The organism is Clostridioides sp. ES-S-0005-03 (assembly GCF_020658455.1).
GTDB lineage: Bacteria > Bacillota > Clostridia > Peptostreptococcales > Peptostreptococcaceae > Clostridioides.
The window spans coordinates 605702-626369 of record NZ_JACVWI010000002.1 but is presented as its reverse complement, the minus strand read 5'-3'; the positions used below and the strand labels follow the sequence as shown (position 1 = coordinate 626369).

Here is a 20668-nt window from a genome sequence, read left to right as displayed (position 1 = left end):
GAGGAAAGCAGTTTACCAATGTTAATACCAGAAAAACTTGCAAAAAAATATAATGTATTTCCAGTGGAATTTCAAGATGACAATCTAGTAGTAGAAATAGAAGATGAAGACATATATGCACTACAAGACTTGAGACTAGCAACAGGGAAAGAAATTATATTAAAAAAAGAAAGAAGAGAACTTATAAGTGAGAAGATAGAAAAATATTACAATAGCTTTGAACTTGATGAAAATTATGCAAAAAAATTATTTGAAAATCTTATAGAGAAAGCTATAAAAGAGAACGCAAGTGATATACATATAGAACCATTTAAAGAGCATTTGATAGTTAGAATGAGAGTTGATGGAGAGTTAAAAGAAATATCAAAATTTTTAATAGATGTTTATCCAGCATTAGCTACAGTTGTTAAATTAAAAGCTTCAATGGACATAACAGAAAAAAGACTTCCTCAAGATGGAAGAGTAGACATAAAGCTAGATGATAGTTTAATTGACATTAGAGTTTCATCAATCCCAACTGTATATGGTGAAAAAATTGTTTTGAGAATCCTTAATAGAGATACTTTTTTAAAAGATAAATCAGAACTTGGATTTTCAGAAGAAGCTATAAATTCTATAAATCATATAATAAGTAAAAGAGCTGGAATATTATTAGTAACAGGGCCTACAGGGAGTGGAAAGACTACTACAGTATATTCTTTATTAAATGATTTAAGAGGGATAAACAAAAATATAATGACTATAGAAAATCCAGTAGAATACAAGATGGATGGAATAAGTCAAATACAAGTAAATTCAAAAGTAGGGTTGAGTTTTGACGTAGGTCTTAAAGCTATATTAAGACAAGACCCAGATATAATAATGGTTGGAGAAATCAGAGATGCAGAAACAGCTAAGATAGCAGTAAGAGCCGCTATAACAGGCCATTTAGTTATAAGCACTTTGCATACTAATGATGCAGTATCTTCTATAGCTAGACTATTGGAAATGCAAATCCCACCATATCTTTTAAATGCATCTCTTATAGGTGTAATATCTCAAAAACTAGTTAGAAAGGTTTGTAATCATTGTAGTCATGAGATTATGATAAAAGATGATTTTAGTGGAGATGTAAATACTAAAGTAGCTGTAGGCTGTGAAAAATGCAATGACAAAGGTTATTTTGGTAGAACAGCAATTTATGAAATTCTAGAAATCAATGATGATATAAAAACATGTATAAGGGATATGAAGGATTCTAGTATTGTTAAAGAAGTAGCACAAAAAAATGGAATGATAACATTTGAAGATAGCTGTCAAAGGCTAATAAATGAAAAAATAACAACATTAGAAGAATGTTTAGTGGTAAATGAAATAATTTAATTCAATTTAATAGTACAACTAAACTTTATACAATCGATTTTAATTAAAAGTCTCGATTGTAAATCGTATCTAGATAAAATAAAATTAACATATTAAAGTAGAAAATATCGAGCTTATTTAATTATAATTAATATAATTTGGAAGGAATTATAATACATGAAATCATCTGAAAGTATATTTTATAATTTAGACAAGATTCATTTAGTATTAAACAAGATTAGCAATAAAGAGCTTAGAGTAATTTGCAAAGAGATAGGTATTTTACTAGAATCTGGATGTGAAATTACAAAGATATTTCAAATTATTGAAGGACAATCTAGTAAAAAAGTAAAAAGTTTGTTTAATACAGTATCAAATCATATTCAAAATGGGAATTCCATAGCAGAATCATTTCAAATCACAGGAACATTTTCTAAATTTTTTATAAGTATGATAAAAGCGGGTGAAACCAGCGGAAACTTAGATATAATAATGAGCGATTTATCTAATTATTACGATAAAGAATATAAATTAAAAACAAAAATAATAACTATTTTAATCTATCCAATAATACTTATCATATTATCTGTAATATCAATAGTATTTATCTTTATATTTGTGATACCAAATTTTCAGGTGGTTTTTGCCAGTAATGGAATTGAACCACCTTTCATAACTAAGGTTTTAATAGGAATTTCTATAATAGTTACAAATCATCTAGGTTATTTAATACTTAGTCTTATATTGATTTCAATAGTAACTATTTATTTTTTTATAATGAATAATAACCTAAAGAAATTAATTAATTCATTTAAATTCAAAATACCTTTTTTAAAAGGAGTTAATCAATTAATAGCTACAACTAGATTTTCAAGGGCATTATCTATTTTGCTTAGTAGTGGAATACAAATAGTGGATGCAATAGAGATGTCAGCAAGTGTCATAGATAATGAATTCATTTATGAGAGACTAAAGATTTCTAATAATTATATAAAAAAAGGAAATAGTATAGGTAAGTCTTTGAATCTAGCAAATATATTTCCTAAGTTATTTGTTTCAATGGCAAATACAGGTGAAGAAAGTGGAAAACTCGATAAGAGTCTAGATGTAATAAACAGATTTTATGAAAATGAATTAAATAATAAAATAGAGCAGATAATGAAATTTGTAGAGCCTGTAATAATTGTATTCATGGGATTTATTGTTGGAGTTTTTGTTTTATCAATGGTTATTCCAATGTTTGATGCAATTACTAGTTTCTAATATAAAAATAAATTTTACTAAATAAAACTTTTAAAAAGGAGCGAAAATTTAATTGATAAATAAAAAACGAAAAGGATTTACACTTGTTGAGATGATTGTAGTAGTAACAATTTTAGGCGTTATATCTAGTATAGCATTAGTTAAATATGGTAAGGTCCAAGAAAGTGCTAAGATAAATGCGGATTATACAAACGCAGCTAATATAGTAACCGCAGCGAGTATGGCTATTAATGATGATGAAAATATAGCGGAATCTCTAAGTGTAGAATCACTTAAAGAAAAAGGTTATCTAAGTACAGTTCCAGTTCCTCAAAGTACATCAGGTAAGTTTGAACTTGTTATAAGTGATGATGGTACAGATATAAGTGTAAATGTAAACTCAAAACAATTTTATCCAAGATAATATTTGTTTTTATACGTTTTTAGTGTCAAATTATAAAGATATTTTTAGTATTAAATTATAATGAATTGTAGATATATTAAGTTTAATTCAAAACATAATTAAATGATTTAAATACGTATTGATTATTTAAAGTTAATATATGCATAAATAAAAGATTAAGTATTTATATAATTAAAATATGGCTATATAAATACTATATAGGCTCTGTAAAAATCAAATATACTGTGTAAAGTTTAAAAGCTATTATCACCTAAGGAGGAGATGGTTATAATTAAAAAATTTTTAACTTTAGAAATAAATGACGATTATATAAGGGTTGTACTTTTAAGAAAAAACTATAAAAAAATATTTATAGATAAATCTATTATAAAAGAAGTAAGCTTTAATATTAAAAGTGATATTGATGAGATTGAAAAAACTGGATATGTAGAAAATGTAGTAAAATTAGTAAAAGATGAAATAAATAATATAAAAAAATCATACAAAAATTTGTACTTTAATATTCAAACTCAAGACATAGTTATTAGAAATATTGAGATATTGAATACTAAGAAAAAAAGAGACATATTAAACATGATAGAATTTGAGATAACACAATATATTCCAATAAACATAAATAACTATTCAATAAAATATAAAATTATAAACTCTAGTAAGGACAAGTTAAATATACAAGTAATTCTTTTTCCTAAAAATATTATCAAAGTAATTAAAATCATTTCAGAAAGTCTAAATATGAACCCAAAAGCGATAAACATAAATTTTGATATACTACAAAAACTTATAAGTTTAAATTTAATAGATAATTTTATAGAAGATGGAGTGTTTATAGAATGCAAAAAAAATCAATTTATTATAAACATAATAAAAAATAAAAAAATAGAAGAAACATATCTATTATCAAAAGAAATAAAATCCTATGACTCAGTAAAAAAATTAATAAGTAGATTTAAATATGTTTATTATTATGGTATAGAAAATTGTTTTATAGAGGAGTATTTTAAAGATACAGAAAAAATTGCTGAAGTAAATCCATTGAGATTAAAAAATAAAGTAAGGGTGGAAAATAATTTTGATAAGGGTTTAAGAGATACTAGTATAACTTATATAAGCAGTATAGGGATGATTATTTAAATGAAAGCTTATAAAACAATAAATTTTTTAAATGGATTTAAAGAAACTAAGCGATATAATAAAATCTATAAAATAACGATAATATCAATTTTAATATGTGTTTCATTAAAAATGTTTATGTATATGAAATCTATAAATGAATTAGAAAATTATATAAGTCACAATAAACCCATAAATGAATCTAAATATACTGTACCAAATCTGGAAAAAACAAAAGAAAAGTTTTCTAGAATAAAGCTTGATGAAATTAAAAAAATATATGAAATAGTTGGAACAGATAACATTACTAAAATATCTATAGATAAAAACAAAATGGAGATGGAAGGAGTATGTGATAATCTAGATATTTTAGATAATTTAAGAAAAATAAATTACATAAAATATTACTATATAGACAGCATTATAAGAGATGGAGAATGTTATAAATTTAGAATAAAAAGTTAGACAGGTGATTAATTTTGAAATTAAATAAGAGAGAAAAAAATCTGATGAAAATATTGCTAATATTAATTATTGTATTAGTAGTTAATGTAATGTCCAGACCTCTAGAAGAGAACCTAACTAATTTGAAGAAAGAAAAACAAAATATAGTGAATGAAATAAAACGACAAGATAATTACAAAATTAAAGGTAATGGGTACAAAGATGATAGATATGTAAAAAATGTTGAATTAGATAGTAATACAAAATTAAAAAATAATTTTAATAACTCATTTTTAGATAAAAAAACAAATAAAGATATAGTATTATTAGTAGAAAATGAATTGAGAGATATTGTAAATGTGGAATACATCAATCAAGAAAGTAGCTTAGACAACTACAGTAAAAAACAAACTAATTTAGAAGTAAAAGTTAATGGAGAACTTGAAAATGTGTTGAAACTTGAAGGTGTAATGAAGAACTTAAGGTTACATAATAAAATTGAAAAAATAGAAATTAATAAATTAAAAACAAGTAATCTTGAGGCCAAAAACATTTCAAACGAATATAAACAAGAAAAAAACAATCTTGTAGAATGTAAAATGACAATTAGAGTCACATAACAAAAAAGAATAGATAAAGTAAAAAACTATTATCAGTTCATAAAACTTTATAGAAGAATTAGTTTTACGATAATCCATTTCTGTAAGAGGGATTGTTAGTGATTTTATCGAAATCCTAATTAAAGTGAATATATTATACCAAAATATAAGTAAATTTGAGATAATATTTGCTTATACTATAGATTGATTGATAAAAAAATGGTATAATAACAAATTGTACTTTAATTTAATAATAAGGGAGTGGAAGTCATATTGTTAGGGAGAAATGAGCTATGCCCTTGTGGAAGTGGCAAAAAATACAAGAAATGTTGTTTAAATAAAGATATTGTTTCAGAAAGAGCAAGCAGAAAAACTGAACTTTCACAAAAGCAATATACAGATTTATATTCAAAATTATATGATTATTCAAGACAGGATAGATTCAAAGATGAATGTGAAAAAGCTAAAGAAATGTTTTATATAATGCAAAATGATACTGTAAATGAAAAGTTCGAAAGATTTTTTAATACGTATTTAATACAAGACCACATAATGGAAAATAAAAAGGTCATGACGGTTGGATTTCTTGAAGAGAATGGTGCAAACCTAAGTCAATCAGAAATTTCAATATTAAAAAGTTTGTTTGAATCCTATGTAAGCATTTACGAAGTAAAAGAAATTTCTACAGGAAAAATAGTTTTAAGAGATTGTTTAAGTGGGAAAGAACTTTACACAGAAGATGTAAAACTTCTAAGAAGCTTTAAAATCGGAAGCTGTATGATAGCTAGAATAATTGATGTTGAAGGAACTAATATATTAATAGATGTAACTATAAGTATATCAAATGAAGTTAAAGATATAATTTTAAATGATGTTATGAATTTATTTAATCAATATAAAGACCTATATAAAGATATGAAGACGTTCTTAATTTATCATACACATGTATTATATAAATATATACAACAGCTTTTAGACCCAAGTATAGCCGAATATTTAAAAAGAGAAAGAGATAAAAATGATAATAAAAAAGTTAATTTAGAAGGTGAATTAGCTGAAGTAGAATGTAAAGTTTTAGATACTCTTAAAGAAAATGTGGAAAAAGAAAATATAGATGCATGTATAGAGTTCTGGAATGAATATAAGAAAAGTCATGAAAATATAAAAGGAGCTGAAAGTGGTTGGGCAGCTGCTGTTGAGTACTATGTTAAGAAAGAAGCAGGACAACCTATAACTCAAGTGCAAATATCAAAAAAATATGATATAAGCTCTAGTACATTAGGAAAAAGATACAAAGATTTAAAAATATCTTAATTAATTATAAAAAGCTTTAAGTCATAGATAAAGAATCTATAGTATAATATATGTATAATGTGTAGAAAGAGGTATTAATAATGAGTCTTAGTTTAGGAAATGCAATTGCTGTATCAACAAACTTTATAAAATCTAACCCAGCAGTACCTGTATACGACGGAGAAGAAATATATGCAGTTATTTATCATATAGAAATAGGATATAATAATGGTGTATCACCTGATACTAAACAATATATAATAATAGACTATAAAGAGTTCGATTTATCTATGGATAGAAAAAATGAACTAGTAGAAGTTGCTAAGGAGTACTGCAAATCTAAAAATATTGTAGAAAATGAAAATCTTGAAATAAATCTTTTGGATAATGAAGAAGCAGAAAACTTCTTAGAAAAGGTATTTAATAACATGAAAGTTATAAGAGGCCTTATAACTAAAAGAGGATAAGTTAATGGAGTTTATTGGTATAGAAAATATAACACCATATGAAAACATATATGAATTTAGTGTATATAAATACGATGATGAAATCACTTTAGGTAGTGAAGATTTATATATATGTGAATTAAGGGTTATATTAATTAAAGTTAATTCTTTATACGTTGAAAGATTGAATAAATCAGTTGAAGCAATGGTTTTAGTAAAAAATCTAAAAAAAGATTTGGATAAAGAACTTATTGTAGACAAAATAAAGAAATTTGTGCTAGACGAAATTTGGGTAGAAAATCTAGTAAAAGAGAATATAGAAGTTATATTTGTAGAAAGCTAGGAGTAACCCTAGCTTTTTTATATTATAATCTAAGAGAGGAAAACAATATGTTAAGGGTATCTAATATAAAACTTGGAATCGATAAAGATATATCTTTATTAAAAGATATTGTACTTAAGAAATTAAGAATAAAAGAAAAAAACTTAATAAAATATAGTATATATAAAGAATCTATAGATGCTAGAAAAAAAGGGAAGATGGAATTTGTTTATTCTGTAGATGTAGAAGTTAGAGATGAAAGTAAAATACTAAGCTCAAAAATAAAAGATGTAACAAAAATAAAAGATATAAAATATGTGAATGTAGCTATGGGTCATAAAAAATTGAATAATAGACCTTTAGTAATTGGAAGTGGACCAGCTGGTCTATTTGCAGGGCTTATTTTGGCTCAAATGGGTTATGAACCAATTATACTTGAAAGAGGTCTTGATGTTGATAGTAGAACTAAGGACATAAGTAATTTTTGGACGACTAGAAAGTTTAAAAATAATTCAAATGTTCAATTTGGAGAAGGTGGAGCAGGAACTTTTTCAGATGGGAAACTCACAACTAGAATAAAAGATATACGATGTAGAAAAGTGCTAGAAGAATTAGTTCAGTTTGGAGCACCAGATGAAATATTATATTCACATAAGCCACATGTTGGTACAGATATATTAAAAAGTGTAGTTAAAAATATAAGAAATGAAATAATAAATCTAGGTGGACAAGTTAAATTTGATTCAAAAGTTACAGATATAGTTGTATTAAATAATTCTATACAATCTGTAATTGTAAATGATAGTGAAAAAATAGATACAGATGCAGTTATATTAGCTGTTGGGCATAGTGCAAGAGATACTTATGAGATGTTGCATTCAAGAGGTGTAAAAATAATTCAGAAACCATTTGCAATAGGAGCTAGAATTGAACATCCTCAAGACTTGATAAATAAAGCACAGTATAAGGAATTTTATAATCATCCTCGACTAGGAGCTGCTGATTATAGACTTATAGAACATGTCTCAAATGGAAGAACAGCATATACTTTTTGTATGTGTCCAGGAGGCAGTGTCATAGCATCTGCATCAAATGATTTTGAAATAGTTACAAATGGAATGAGTGAACATGCAAGAGATAAAATAAATGCTAATAGTGCATTTCTAGTAAATGTACTTCCAGAAGATTTTGATAGTGATAATCCACTAGCAGGGGTTCATTTTCAGCAAAAATATGAGAAATTAGCTTTTGAATTAGGTGGTAAAAATTACAATGCGCCAGTTCAACTTGTTGGAGATTTTATTAATAATAAGACTTCTGAAAATTTAGGAAGTGTTGAACCATCATACAAACCTGGATACAAGCTTACAAATCTCAATGAATGTTTGCCTAGTTTTGTGGTAGAAACTATGAGAGAAGCATTTATATCTCTTGATAAAAAATTAAATGGATTTGCAATGCATGATGCAGTCTTAACTGGTGTAGAAACTAGGTCATCATCACCAATAAGAATAGTAAGAGATGAAAACAGTTTGGAGTCAATAAGTATTAAAAATTTATATCCCTGTGGTGAAGGTGCTGGATATGCAGGTGGAATAGTCACAGCAGCAGTAGATGGTATAAAATGTTCAGAAAAAATAATACAAAAATATGCTAATAACACAAAAATTTAACATAAACTTAATGATTTTTTAATATTTAACATGAATTTAACATTACTACTCCTATAATTTGATAAAATACAATAGGTTATAAAATTTTTAAATATAGTAATCTCTTTACAAGGAGGAAATAATTTGAATATTATAATAAGTCTAATGGGTGGATTAGGGCTGTTCTTATATGGTATGAACCTTATGGGAGAAGGTCTGCAAAAATCTGCTGGGACAAAATTAAAAAAGATAATAAAATTACTTACTAGTAATCTATTTATGGGAGTTTTAGTAGGTACAGGAGTTACAGCAGTAATACAAAGTTCAAGTGCTACTACTGTAATGGTTGTTGGTTTCGTAAATGCAGGCATAATGACTTTAAAACAAGCAATAGGGGTTATAATGGGTGCTAATATAGGTACTACTGTTACAGCCCAATTAGTATCTTTTGATTTAGCTGGAATGGCTCCAGTAGCATTAGGTATAGGTATTATACTTTATTTATTTGGAAATAAACCTAGAATAAAAAATATAGCCGAGATACTTATAGGTTTTGGGATATTATTTACAGGTATGGATTTTATGAAAATGGCAGTTGAACCATTAAAGGACTATCAAGGGTTCACTGATTTACTTGTTACATTTGGTAATTATCCGCTACTTGGACTATTATTAGGATTTGGTATTACAGCAATAATACAGAGTTCAAGTGCATCTATGGGTATGTTGGTTGCATTAGCAGCAGAAGGTTTAATACCACTAGCAGCAGCATTACCAATTCTTTATGGTCAAAATATTGGTACATGTGTAACTTCATTGCTATCAAGTATTGGTGCTAATAAAAATGCACGAAGAGCAGCTATGATGCATTTAATCTTCAATGTTTTGGGAACAGTAATATTCTTATTGTTGTTGAATAAACCAATTGTAAATTTAGTTACAAGTTGGGACCCAAGTAATGTTGCAAGACAAATAGCTAATACACACACATTGTTTAATATTATATCCGTCTTAATACTTCTACCATTTACAAAGGTTATCATAAAACTAGCCATTAAGCTTGTTCCTGATAAAGCTGGTGATGCAGATGAAGATGAAGCTAAGACTATTAAATATATAGATGATAGAATGATAGAAACTCCTTCCATAGCTCTTGCCAATACGATAAAAGAAGCACTTCGTATGGGAGAAAAAGCTAAGGAAAGCTTAAATGCATCTATGGAAGCGTTAGTAGAACATTCAACTGAAAAAATAGATAAGACATACAGACGTGAAAAACTAATAAATGATTTACAAAAAGCTATCTTAAATTACTTGCTTAAACTTTCAAAGGCACCTTTAGATGATAATTCTAGAGAAGTTGTAGACACCTTATTTAATACAGTTAATGATATAGAAAGAATTGGTGACCATGCTAAAAATATAGCTGAATTATCTCAAGTTGCAATAGATTCAAATATTTCTTTCTCTGAAGAAGGACAAGCTGAACTTGATATTATGTACAATAAAGTTGTTTCAGCTTATACTTATGCTTTAGAGTCAATGAGAACTGATGATGTGGATTTAGCCTGTAAGGTTATAAAAATTGAAGAGCAAGTTGATATAATGGAGAAATCTTGTAGAGCTAATCATATGTATAGATTGAATAATAATTTATGTAGTATAGAAAATGGAGTTATTTATTTAGATGTAATAAGTAATCTAGAAAGAATATCTGACCACGCTGTTAATATAGCACAACAAGTTATAGCTAAGAGATTGGGAACTGATTAAAAATAGTAATTTAAAATAAAATAAGAATTAAAATAGATAATGAACAAAAAAGAAGGAGTTGTCTTAAAATTGATTTTTTCTAATCAAATTTTAAGTTCAACTCCTTTAAAATTTAGGCTAATTATTCTTAATGAATCATCATAAAGAATAATTGTTTTAATGTCTAATGGCGATACAATTTGTTTATAACACTGTATATTTTATAATCAAAATATTAAGCTATTTCTTTAATTTGTTTAAATGAATTTTCATTTCCATTTCCACCAATTTGTGTTACTGATTTAAATCTCATAGTTTTAAATAGTTCTTTTTGACTATAGTCTAGTAAATTTCCTACTAGTATTACAGGAGATTTAGTTTTTCCAGCTAAAACCCCAACAGATAAACCATCTATTAAATCATCTTGTTTATTGATTCCATTTTTAGCTACATATAGGTTATTTATATTAGAATCCTTGTAGAACTCTTTTATTACTTTTGCATTTGTTTCATTTCTAGTACTACCTGATATTCTTTGTGGATTTTTAAGTTTGTTTTCTATATTTTTAGAAACTGTATATTCTCCACCTATTATATAAGATTTATCTATTTTTTTATCTTTGAATAAATCATTTATTTCAGTTATATTACTATTTTCATTAGTAAGTATTATAGGCATATCATTTTGAGCTGATGCTGCACCAATACTTACTGCATCTGCTAATCCTTTTTCACCATTAACTACTGATATTTTTGATACATTACTAATTCCTTTTAATTCTTTAGCAAGATTTAGAGAAGTCTCATATCTATCATTTCCTGAAATTCTAGATACAGACATATTATCTGACTTTATAGTATCTAAAGATTTTTCGTTTACAGAAGCTTCACCACCGATTACATATACATTTTTAACTTTTAATCTCTTTAATTCAGCTAAAGTCTTCTCATTTATTTGAGAACTTCCAGTTAGCAATATAGGAGCATCTTTTTTATATGCAAATGGTGTTGCAGCCAAAGCATCTGCAATTGCAGAATCATTTATTAAAACGGCATTTTCAGCGTTTTCCCAACCTGCTTGGCTTATCTTAATAGAAGTTTCATATCTATCAGTTCCTGTTAATGCATTTGCATTTACTTCATCTTGGTATGTAACTTCAAATTTGGCATTTGGACTTCCTAAGAAAGCTATTACGCCTCCTTTTGGCAATCTAACTCTATTATTCTTTGTCACTAAAGAGTAATTTACAGGAGTTCCTTTATCATCATAAACTGCAAAAGATGAATTTTGAGGAAGATTAACTTCTATTTTTTTATTTGCTATATCATCGCCAATTTTGTACCATTTTGCATACCCTTTTGAATCTATTTGATATGTAAAAGATTTTTCTGCTGATAAATTAGTTAGAGAATCTTCACTTACATATGTTTGTGTTGCAAATTTTAGGTATTCTGTACCATTTTCTTTATACAGTTTGATATCACTCAAATCACGACCCATTACACCAGGTATTTCTATAAAAGCATTTGAATTATTCTCATCTATTATTTTAGTATTAGCTAAAAAACCTGGAGTTTTATCAGAAACACCAAGAATTGCTTTAACAGAACCAAACATATAGTATTGAGAAGTATATTTTTCATCTACTAGATAGTAGCCTTTTTCACCTCTTTTTTCCCATGCTTCTTTGACACTATTTGATATATTATTGCTATCTACCTTTTGAGCTACATAGTATAAACTTGCTGTCTGACCTAATCCAGGAACATCATCATAAGAGCTGATATTTAAATATGTGATATTATTTTTTTCCTTTACAAATTTTAGGCAACTATTACCTTTTTCAGATACGAATCTATCTTGACCTATGTATACATATTTATCTTCAGGTCCATTTTCTATGTATGGAGAAGATACTGTTAGAGTACCATTATCATTAACATCAACTTTTAGCATATTTGAAGAAGCATAAAGTCCACTATTTTCTTTTAAATAACTTGGCATTTTGACTTGTTGTGGCTTACTAAATGTTTTATCAGGTTTTATTTCTTTAATTTTACCTTTTTCTTTTAATGCAGATAGTAAAATTTCTTGTCCGATTACTTCGTTAAGTTGACTACTTCCACCAGAAGAAACAACTGCAACTGCCATATTTTCATCTGGAAGCACTGTAAGATTACTATGGAATAATAAAGAATCTCCACCTTTTGTAAGTGCTTTTAGATTATATTGATTAAATGGATAAGTGTTGACACAATCCCATCCTAAACCATATCCAAGGATAGAGTCTTCTCCCTCAGGCCATAGACCATTTAAATATTCTTTACTTTCCATAGCTTTTACTGAAGCAGGAGAAAGAATTCCATTTGATTTTTTCATAAATGTTTGTGCAAATGTACATAGATTTTCTGCACTTGAATATAAACCACCTGCACCTATAGTATTAAGGTTATCTTGTGGAACTGCATCTTCCCAATAAGGTACATAGGCTTTTGCAAGTTTTGAACTATCAAAGCTATTTTCTGGAGTTTTTGTGTTTTGTAAGTTAAGTGGATTGTTTATGTATTTATCAAGAAAATTAGTAAATGACATACCAGATACTCTTTCTACTAAAATTTCAGCTAAAGTAAATCCATCATTACAATAAACAGAAAAAGCTCCTGGCTTAGCTTTTAATCTTTGTTTCTTTAATTCTTCTAAGAAATTATCATGATTATAAGAATCATTGTCTCCCAATAAAAGGGCATTTTTAAAACTACTTCCCATTAGCCCTGATGAGTGATTTAATAACATTCTTGGAGTGATTTCTTTATATCTATCATCAGCCATTTTAAATTCAGGTATATATTTTACAACAGGAGTATCTAAATTTACTTTTCCCTGTTCAACCAATTTCATAACAGCTGTAGTAGTAAATACTTTACTGATAGATGCAATATTGTACATATTATCCTTAGTTAAATTTTTATTATCTTGTTTGCTGTATACTCCACCATTTCCAGAAATCTCAATTTTACCATTATCAATTAGAGCATATTGAGCGCTTACAGCTCCGTATTTAGATAGTAAAGTTTGAATTTTCTCTTTAGCAAGAGCTCTAGTTTTTGTGTAAGACTCCGAACCTTTACTATAATCATTTAACTCTATATCAGAGCTTTGATACTTATCGGAGATATTGTTTGTGTCATTATCAGCAAAAGCAATATTTGGAGTAGCTGTAAATAACATACTAAGTACCAATGTGCTAGATAATAACTTAAATAATCTTTGCTTAAACATATTAAATTACCTCTTTTCCCTTTTAATAATTACAATTAGCATAACATTCTTAATTATTTTAATCAACAGATTATTGTTAAGAAAAATACATTTATAATAAGTTACATTTTATATATATGAGAGAAATAAAAAGATAACATTTTGCTATTGGACTATTCATTTATTTAATTAAAATTTTATAATTGACAAATAGTTGTAATATTTAGAAGAATCGATTTCCTAATAATGCTTGAGGATATATGCATTATTTTGTGGCAAACTTTTTAAAAAAACACCTAGATTTTATGTTATAATCTCTGTAAAACGCATATGCTGAAAAGAGGGATTTAAATGGGAAAAATAAATTTTGATTATAGTAAAGCTACGGAATTTTTTTGCCAAAAAGAAATAGATGTCATGCAGCCGTATGTAGATGTGGCACATGATATGTTACATAATAAAACTGGTTTAGGAAATACTTTTTTAGGATGGATAGACCTTCCTAAAAATTATGATAAGGAAGAGTTTGCTAGAATAAAAAAATCTGCTGAGAAGATAAAATCTGATTCTGAGGTTCTTTTAGTAATCGGTATAGGAGGCTCTTATTTGGGTTCAAGAGCTGCGATAGACATGGTAAGTCATTCTTTTAGAAATGGGCTTAAAAAAGAGCAAAGAAATGCTCCTGAAGTATATTTTGTAGGTCATAACATAAGCTCAACATATATTATGGATTTACTAGATGTAATTGAAGGTAAAGATGTTTCTGTAAATGTAATATCTAAATCAGGTACTACTACAGAGCCAGCTCTTGCTTTTAGAATATTTAAAAATTATTTAGAAAAAAAATATGGAAAAGAAGAAGCTAGAAAGAGAATATATGCAACAACAGATTCAAGTAAAGGGGCGCTTAGAGAATTAGCTACAGAAGAAGGATATGAGACTTTTGTAATACCAGATGATGTAGGTGGTCGTTTTTCTGTATTAACAGCTGTTGGATTACTTCCTATTGCAGCTGCAGGACTTGATATTGATGCCATAATGAATGGTGCAAATGATGCTCGTGAAGCATTTCAAAATTCTGACTTAAAAAATAATGACAGTTATAAATATGCTGTAGCTAGAACAATTTTACATAGAAAAGGAAAAGATGTAGAGTTATTGGTTAACTATGAACCTCAACTACATTATATGAGTGAGTGGTGGAAACAACTTTATGGAGAAAGTGAAGGAAAAGAAAATAAAGGATTATTTCCTGCTTCTGTAGATTTTTCAACAGACTTACATTCTATGGGACAATATATTCAAGATGGAAAAAGACTTTTATTTGAAACAGTACTTAATGTTGAAAGTTCTAAGAAAAATATAACTATAAATTCAGAAGAAGTAGATTTAGATGGTTTAAATTATTTAGCAGGCAAAACTGTAGATTTTGTAAATCATAAAGCTTTTGAAGGTACTCTATTAGCACATACTGATGGAAAAGTGCCTAACTTGGTAATAAATATACCTAAGTTAGATGAGTATAATTTTGGATATTTAGTGTATTTCTTTGAAAAAGCTTGTGGAATAAGTGGATATTTACTAGGAGTTAATCCATTTGACCAACCAGGAGTAGAAGCATACAAGAAAAATATGTTTGCTTTACTAGGAAAACCAGGTTATGAAAAAGAAAAAGAAGAATTAGAAAAAAGACTTAAATAATTTTAGATAGTTAAGGTTTAATTAAGATTAGAATAATATAATGAAATCATCGAAAGAGAGTTTACTCAAAATAGATGATTTCATTTTTTTATGGAAAATTGGGAAAAATATATTTTGATAATTTATATTATATTTAGATAGGGAGTGGTATGAGATGTCAAGAAGAAAGAAAGGTATAAGTTTAGTAATATTAGTCGCTATAATAAGTTCAATACTTAGTAGTTTGCTAACAATAATTTTAGTTAAAGATAATTTAGGAAGTAAATCTACAGGAAGTTCTACGCCCATAGTTGTAAATGATGATGGAAAGAGCCAAAACATTTACCAAGCAGTTGCAGAAAAGGCAACACCATCTGTTGTAGGTATTACGACAACTAGCGTCGATACTAGTAATATGTTTGCAATACCAACTGAAACACAAGGAGTAGGAACTGGGATTATAGTAGATTCAAATGGATATATACTTACTAATTCTCATGTTATATCAGATGGCCAAGCAACTAGTGTTAATGTTTTATTTAATGATGGTTCAACAACATCAGGTAAAGTGGTATGGTTTGACCAACAACTTGATTTGGCCATAGTTAAAGTTGATAAAACTGGATTAACACCAGCTGAATTTGCAGATAGTGATAAAGTAAAAGTTGGAGATATATCAATAGCAATAGGTAACCCACTTGGACTAGACTTCCAAAAGACAGTTACTCAAGGTATAATAAGTGGATTAGATAGAACTATACAAACAGAAAAAACTAATATGACAGGGTTATTACAAACTGATGCAAGTATAAATGCAGGAAATAGTGGAGGGCCATTGTTAAATCAAAAAGGTCAAGTAATTGGTATAAATACAGCAAAAGCTTCTCAAGCAGAAGGGTTAGGATTTGCGATACCAATCAATACAGCTAAAAGTATAGTTGAAGAAGTAATAAAAACTGGAAAATATGAAAAAGTAACTTTAGGTATAAAAGGAACAGATGTATCAAATTATGAAGCAGCTACAGGTACAAAATTAAGTACTGACAAAGGAGTATATGTTGCAGAAGTAATATCTGGTTCATCAGCAGAAAAAGCAGGAGTAAAAGTAGGGGATATTATAACTAAAGTAGGAGATGCAGATATAACTGGTATGAATGACCTTAATAAAAAGTTATATACTTTCTCAAAAGGTGCTAGCACAAAAATTACATTAAATAGAGGCGGAAAAGCAGTAACAATAAATGTAAAATTCTAAATGTTACTAGAGAAACAGAGACTACATGGTAAAGTGTAGTCTCTGTTTTTATTTAATTTTTATAGTATATATATCTAAATTAATTAAAATAACATATTGTTTATAGAGATTATCTATATTTACTTATAAAAATAAAATTAATAAATATTTAAATTTAATTTATAAAATCAATATAAATATCATAATAAAATAAAAATTTTTAATATTACTAAAAAAATATAGACAAAATAATAACGAATATAGTATTATGTAATTGTAGAAATGCTTTTCATAGAAATAACCTATGAAGATGAATTACATAAAGATGAAAAAAAAGGAATGGATATTCTTTAGGGGTGAAAAAATTATGAATCCATTAGTTATAAATTTACAAAAATGTAGTATACATGATGGTCCAGGGATAAGAAGTACAGTTTTTTTTAAAGGATGCCCACTTGAATGTGTTTGGTGTCATAATCCAGAAAGTCAAACATATACAAAACAAGTTTTGTATAATGAAGAGAGATGTTCAAGATGTGAAGCATGTATAAATATATGTCCTCACAAAGCAATTTACAAAGGTGAAACAAAAATATGTCTAGACCAAGAAAAATGTGAGTTTTGTGAAACTTGTTTAGATTATTGTATAAACAATGCTAGAGAAATAGTAGGTCAAGAGTATTCTGTTAAAGAACTGGTTAAAGAGATAGAAAAAGATAGAATTTTCTATGAAGAATCAGGTGGAGGAGTAACTTTATCAGGTGGAGAAGTAATGGCTCAAGATATGGATTTTATTTGTGGAGTAATAAACATGTGTAAATCAAAGGGAATTCATGTGGCAATTGATACTTGTGGATATGCAAAGTCAGAAAATTACGAAAGAGTTGCTGAATGTGCAGATTTGTTCTTATACGATATTAAACTTATTGATGAGGAAAAACATATAAAATTTACAGGAAAATCAAATGATTTAATACTTAAAAATGTTAAACTTTTGAGTGAATCAGGAGCTAATATAAATATAAGAATACCATTAATTGTAGGCGTAAATGTAGATGATGAAAATTTAGAGGTTAAAAAAATGATAGAGTTTTTAAAGCCTTTGAATATAAAAGATGTAAGTCTTCTTCCATATCATAATATTGGTAAACATAAGTATGATAAAATTTATAAAAAGTATGAAGGAGAAGAGTTACAAAGACCTACTGAAGAAAAATTAGAAGAAATAAAAAGGCTGTTTGAAGCAAGTAATTTCAATACTAAGATTGGGGGGTAATAAAATGTTAAGAGGAACTTTTGAAAGAACTAAAAAATTAAGAGAAGAAAGTGTTAATGCAGAACCACACATATCTATTGAAAGAGCAGTACTTATGACAGAAGCTTATAAAAAATATGAAGGAAGTGTAGAAATTCCTGTACTTCGTGCTTTATCATTTAAACATTACATTGAAAACAGAACTCTTAGTATAAATGATGGAGAATTAATAGTAGGCGAAAAAGGAGATTCACCTAATGGAGCACCAACATATCCAGAAATTTGTTGTCATACAATGGAAGATTTAGAAGTAATGCATAATAGAGACATAATAAATTTTAGTGTGTCTGAAGAATCTAGAAAAATACATCAAGAGGAAATAATACCTTTCTGGAAGAAGAGACAAACCAGAGATAAGATAATAAATGCTATGACACCTGAATGGTTAGCAGCATATGAAGCAGGTATGTTTACAGAGTTTATGGAACAAAGAGCTCCAGGACACACAGTTTGTGGAGATACAATATATAAAAAAGGATTTTTAGATTTAAAGAAAGATATAGAAGCAAGACTAAAAGAATTAGATTTCCTTAATGACTTAGATGCATATAATAAAAAAGCTGATTTAGAAGCTATGGCAATAGCTTGTGATGCAATGGTTATATTAGGAAAGAGATATGCTGAAAAGGCAAGAAAAATGGCAGAAGAAGAAACTGATGAAGCTAAGAAAAAAGACTTATTGTTAATTGCTGAAACTTGTGATGTTGTACCAGCTCATAAACCAGAAACTTATCATCAAGCTATACAAATGTACTGGTTTGTTCATATAGGGGTTACTACTGAGCTTAATATATGGGATGCATTTACTCCAGGAAGACTAGACCAACATCTAAATCCTTTTTATGAAAGAGATGTAGAAAATGGAATATTAGATAGAGATAGAGCACAAGAATTACTTGAATGTTTATGGGTTAAATTTAACAATCAACCAGCACCACCAAAAGTTGGTATAACACTGAAAGAGAGTAGCACATATACAGACTTTGCAAATATAAATACTGGTGGAATAAATCCAGATGGTCAAGATGGTGTTAATGAAGTTAGTTATATAATACTTGATGTTATGGATGAAATGAAATTAATACAACCTAGTTCAAATGTTCAAATAAGTAAAAAGACTCCTCAAAAATTCTTAAAGAGAGCTTGTGAAATATCAAGAAAAGGATGGGGTCAACCAGCATTTTATAATACTGAAGCAATAGTTCAAGAGCTTATGGAAGCTGGTAAAACTATAGAAGATGCAAGACTTGGAGGAACTAGTGGTTGTGTTGAAACTGGATGTTTTGGTAAAGAAGCATATGTTTTAACTGGATATATGAATATTCCAAAAATACTTGAATTAACACTAAATAACGGTTATGACCCAATTGCGAAAAAGCAAATAGGTATTGAAACTGGAGACCCTAGAGATTTTAAATCTTATGAAGAATTATTTGACGCATTTAAAAAGCAGTTACATTATATGATTGATATAAAAATACAAGGAAATGCTGTAATAGAAAATATATGTGCAAAACATATGCCTTGCCCACTTATGTCTACAATAGTTGATGATTGTATAGCAAAAGGTAAAGACTATCAAAGAGGTGGAGCAAGATATAACACTAGATATATACAAGGTGTTGGTATAGGAACTATAACAGATAGTTTAACAGCAATAAAATATAATGTATTTGACAAGAAAAAATTTGATATGGATACATTACTTAAGGCACTTGATTCTAACTTTGAAGGATATGAAGCTATACTTAATATAGTTTCAAATAAAACTCCTAAGTATGGAAATGATGATGATTATGCTGATGGAATAATGGAAGAAATATTTAATGCATATTACAATGAAGTAACTGGTAGACCAACTGTTTGTGGTGGAGAATATAGAGTAGATATGTTGCCAACTACTTGCCATGTATACTTTGGAGAAATTATGGGAGCAAGTGCAAATGGTAGACTTTGTGCAAAACCAGTTTCAGAAGGAATCTCTCCAGAAAAAGGTGGAGATACTAATGGACCTACAGCAGTTATAAAATCTTGTGCTAAGATGGACCATATAAAAACTGGTGGAACATTGTTAAATCAAAGATTTGCACCATCAGTAGTACAAGGTGAAAAAGGATTAGACAACATGGCTAATCTAGTAAGAGCATACTTTAATATGGATGGACATCATATACAATTCAATGTATTTGATAAAAATGTATTATTAGAGGCTCAAAAGAATCCTCAAGATTACAAAGACTTAATAGTTAGAGTTGCAGGATATAGTGACCATTTCAACAATTTAAGTAGAACATTACAAGATGAAATAATAGGTAGAACTGAGCAAACATTCTAGGATTGTTTGTAAATAAAACTTCTTACTATATAAAAATGTAACTGGTATAATAGTATATATTACCAGATACCATTTTAAAAAATTTTAGATTAATTCTGAGCTAACTTTCTGGATAGGAAGTTAGCTCGTTGAGTTTAATGAAAAAATCGTTAAATTTATATTTAATAAACTATATAAAGAAGTAATTTATAATAATCATAATAAAATTATATTTTAT

Annotated in this window: 16 protein-coding genes; 15 read left to right on the top strand and 1 reads right to left on the bottom strand. The window is 27.7% G+C overall.

All coding sequences use genetic code 11. The features are described 5' to 3' along the window. The first annotated feature begins 18 nt into the window (after window positions 1–18). The 11 genes from IC218_RS11880 to IC218_RS11830 all read left to right on the top strand — a co-directional run bounded on the left by IC218_RS11880 (window position 19) and on the right by IC218_RS11830 (window position 10649). Window positions 19–1362: a GspE/PulE family protein gene (locus IC218_RS11880; RefSeq protein WP_227481847.1), complete on the top strand. Its 1344-nt coding sequence runs from the start codon at window positions 19–21 to the stop codon at window positions 1360–1362. 156 nt (window positions 1363–1518) lie between these two features. Beyond that, a complete protein-coding gene (locus tag IC218_RS11875; protein WP_227824500.1) occupies window positions 1519–2604 on the top strand; it encodes a type II secretion system F family protein in 1086 nt (361 codons plus the stop codon). Window positions 2605–2656: 52 nt separating this feature from the next. Then, the gene (locus IC218_RS11870) at window positions 2657–3007 is read left to right on the top strand and encodes a type II secretion system protein (RefSeq protein WP_227481849.1); all 351 of its coding nucleotides are present in this window, start codon (window positions 2657–2659) and stop codon (window positions 3005–3007) included. Window positions 3008–3268: 261 nt separating this feature from the next. Beyond that, window positions 3269–4141, top strand: a complete 873-nt coding sequence (locus IC218_RS11865; RefSeq protein WP_227824499.1) for a pilus assembly protein PilM — start codon at window positions 3269–3271, stop codon at window positions 4139–4141. Then, window positions 4142–4585 (top strand): hypothetical protein, encoded by a 444-nt coding sequence (locus tag IC218_RS11860; protein ID WP_227824498.1) that lies wholly within the window; start codon window positions 4142–4144, stop codon window positions 4583–4585. A gap of 14 nt (window positions 4586–4599) precedes the next feature. Next, a complete protein-coding gene (locus IC218_RS11855) occupies window positions 4600–5184 on the top strand; it encodes a hypothetical protein (RefSeq protein ID WP_227481851.1) in 585 nt (194 codons plus the stop codon). A gap of 252 nt (window positions 5185–5436) precedes the next feature. Next, window positions 5437–6477, top strand: a complete 1041-nt coding sequence (locus tag IC218_RS11850) for a YecA family protein (RefSeq protein WP_227435821.1) — start codon at window positions 5437–5439, stop codon at window positions 6475–6477. Window positions 6478–6557: 80 nt separating this feature from the next. Beyond that, entirely contained in the window at window positions 6558–6923 is a 366-nt protein-coding gene (locus IC218_RS11845) for a hypothetical protein (protein WP_227435824.1), read from the top strand. Window positions 6924–6927: 4 nt separating this feature from the next. After that, window positions 6928–7245, top strand: coding sequence for a hypothetical protein (locus IC218_RS11840; RefSeq protein WP_227435827.1), 318 nt, complete (start codon window positions 6928–6930; stop codon window positions 7243–7245). A gap of 47 nt (window positions 7246–7292) precedes the next feature. Next, entirely contained in the window at window positions 7293–8897 is a 1605-nt protein-coding gene (locus IC218_RS11835; RefSeq protein ID WP_227824497.1) for an NAD(P)/FAD-dependent oxidoreductase, read from the top strand. A gap of 123 nt (window positions 8898–9020) precedes the next feature. Further along, window positions 9021–10649: a Na/Pi cotransporter family protein gene (locus tag IC218_RS11830; RefSeq protein ID WP_227435832.1), complete on the top strand. Its 1629-nt coding sequence runs from the start codon at window positions 9021–9023 to the stop codon at window positions 10647–10649. 214 nt (window positions 10650–10863) lie between these two features. Here IC218_RS11830 and IC218_RS11825 read toward each other — a convergent pair whose 3' ends face one another. Beyond that, a complete protein-coding gene (locus tag IC218_RS11825) occupies window positions 10864–13908 on the bottom strand; it encodes a serine hydrolase (RefSeq protein WP_227824496.1) in 3045 nt (1014 codons plus the stop codon). 330 nt (window positions 13909–14238) lie between these two features. On the opposite strand from IC218_RS11825, the gene IC218_RS11820 reads away from it, so the two are divergent. The 4 genes from IC218_RS11820 (at window position 14239) to hypD (ending at window position 20451) form a co-directional block, all read left to right on the top strand. Next, complete coding sequence (locus IC218_RS11820; RefSeq protein ID WP_227824495.1) at window positions 14239–15588, top strand: glucose-6-phosphate isomerase; 1350 nt, start codon at window positions 14239–14241, stop codon at window positions 15586–15588. Between the two features lie 154 nt (window positions 15589–15742). Next, complete coding sequence (gene htrA / locus IC218_RS11815) at window positions 15743–16822, top strand: serine protease HtrA (protein WP_227481856.1); 1080 nt, start codon at window positions 15743–15745, stop codon at window positions 16820–16822. A gap of 346 nt (window positions 16823–17168) precedes the next feature. Beyond that, window positions 17169–18077: a trans-4-hydroxy-L-proline dehydratase activase gene (locus IC218_RS11810; protein ID WP_227433672.1), complete on the top strand. Its 909-nt coding sequence runs from the start codon at window positions 17169–17171 to the stop codon at window positions 18075–18077. Window positions 18078–18081: 4 nt separating this feature from the next. Then, window positions 18082–20451, top strand: a complete 2370-nt coding sequence (gene hypD / locus IC218_RS11805) for a trans-4-hydroxy-L-proline dehydratase (protein ID WP_227433673.1) — start codon at window positions 18082–18084, stop codon at window positions 20449–20451. The last annotated feature ends 217 nt before the right edge of the window (window positions 20452–20668 follow it).

What these genes read in the sequence shown, in the direction of transcription:
- IC218_RS11840 (WP_227435827.1), top strand. Translation starts at nt 6,928, where the DNA reads ATGGAGTTTATTGGTATAGAAAATATAACACCATATGAAAACATATAT.
- htrA (WP_227481856.1), top strand. Translation starts at nt 15,743, where the DNA reads ATGTCAAGAAGAAAGAAAGGTATAAGTTTAGTAATATTAGTCGCTATA.
- IC218_RS11810 (WP_227433672.1), top strand. Translation starts at nt 17,169, where the DNA reads ATGAATCCATTAGTTATAAATTTACAAAAATGTAGTATACATGATGGT.
- IC218_RS11860 (WP_227824498.1), top strand. Translation starts at nt 4,142, where the DNA reads ATGAAAGCTTATAAAACAATAAATTTTTTAAATGGATTTAAAGAAACT.
- IC218_RS11865 (WP_227824499.1), top strand. Translation starts at nt 3,269, where the DNA reads ATGGTTATAATTAAAAAATTTTTAACTTTAGAAATAAATGACGATTAT.
- IC218_RS11880 (WP_227481847.1), top strand. Translation starts at nt 19, where the DNA reads ATGTTAATACCAGAAAAACTTGCAAAAAAATATAATGTATTTCCAGTG.
- hypD (WP_227433673.1), top strand. Translation starts at nt 18,082, where the DNA reads ATGTTAAGAGGAACTTTTGAAAGAACTAAAAAATTAAGAGAAGAAAGT.
- IC218_RS11820 (WP_227824495.1), top strand. Translation starts at nt 14,239, where the DNA reads ATGGGAAAAATAAATTTTGATTATAGTAAAGCTACGGAATTTTTTTGC.
- IC218_RS11825 (WP_227824496.1), bottom strand. Translation starts at nt 13,908, where the DNA reads ATGTTTAAGCAAAGATTATTTAAGTTATTATCTAGCACATTGGTACTT.
- IC218_RS11835 (WP_227824497.1), top strand. Translation starts at nt 7,293, where the DNA reads ATGTTAAGGGTATCTAATATAAAACTTGGAATCGATAAAGATATATCT.
- IC218_RS11875 (WP_227824500.1), top strand. Translation starts at nt 1,519, where the DNA reads ATGAAATCATCTGAAAGTATATTTTATAATTTAGACAAGATTCATTTA.
- IC218_RS11845 (WP_227435824.1), top strand. Translation starts at nt 6,558, where the DNA reads ATGAGTCTTAGTTTAGGAAATGCAATTGCTGTATCAACAAACTTTATA.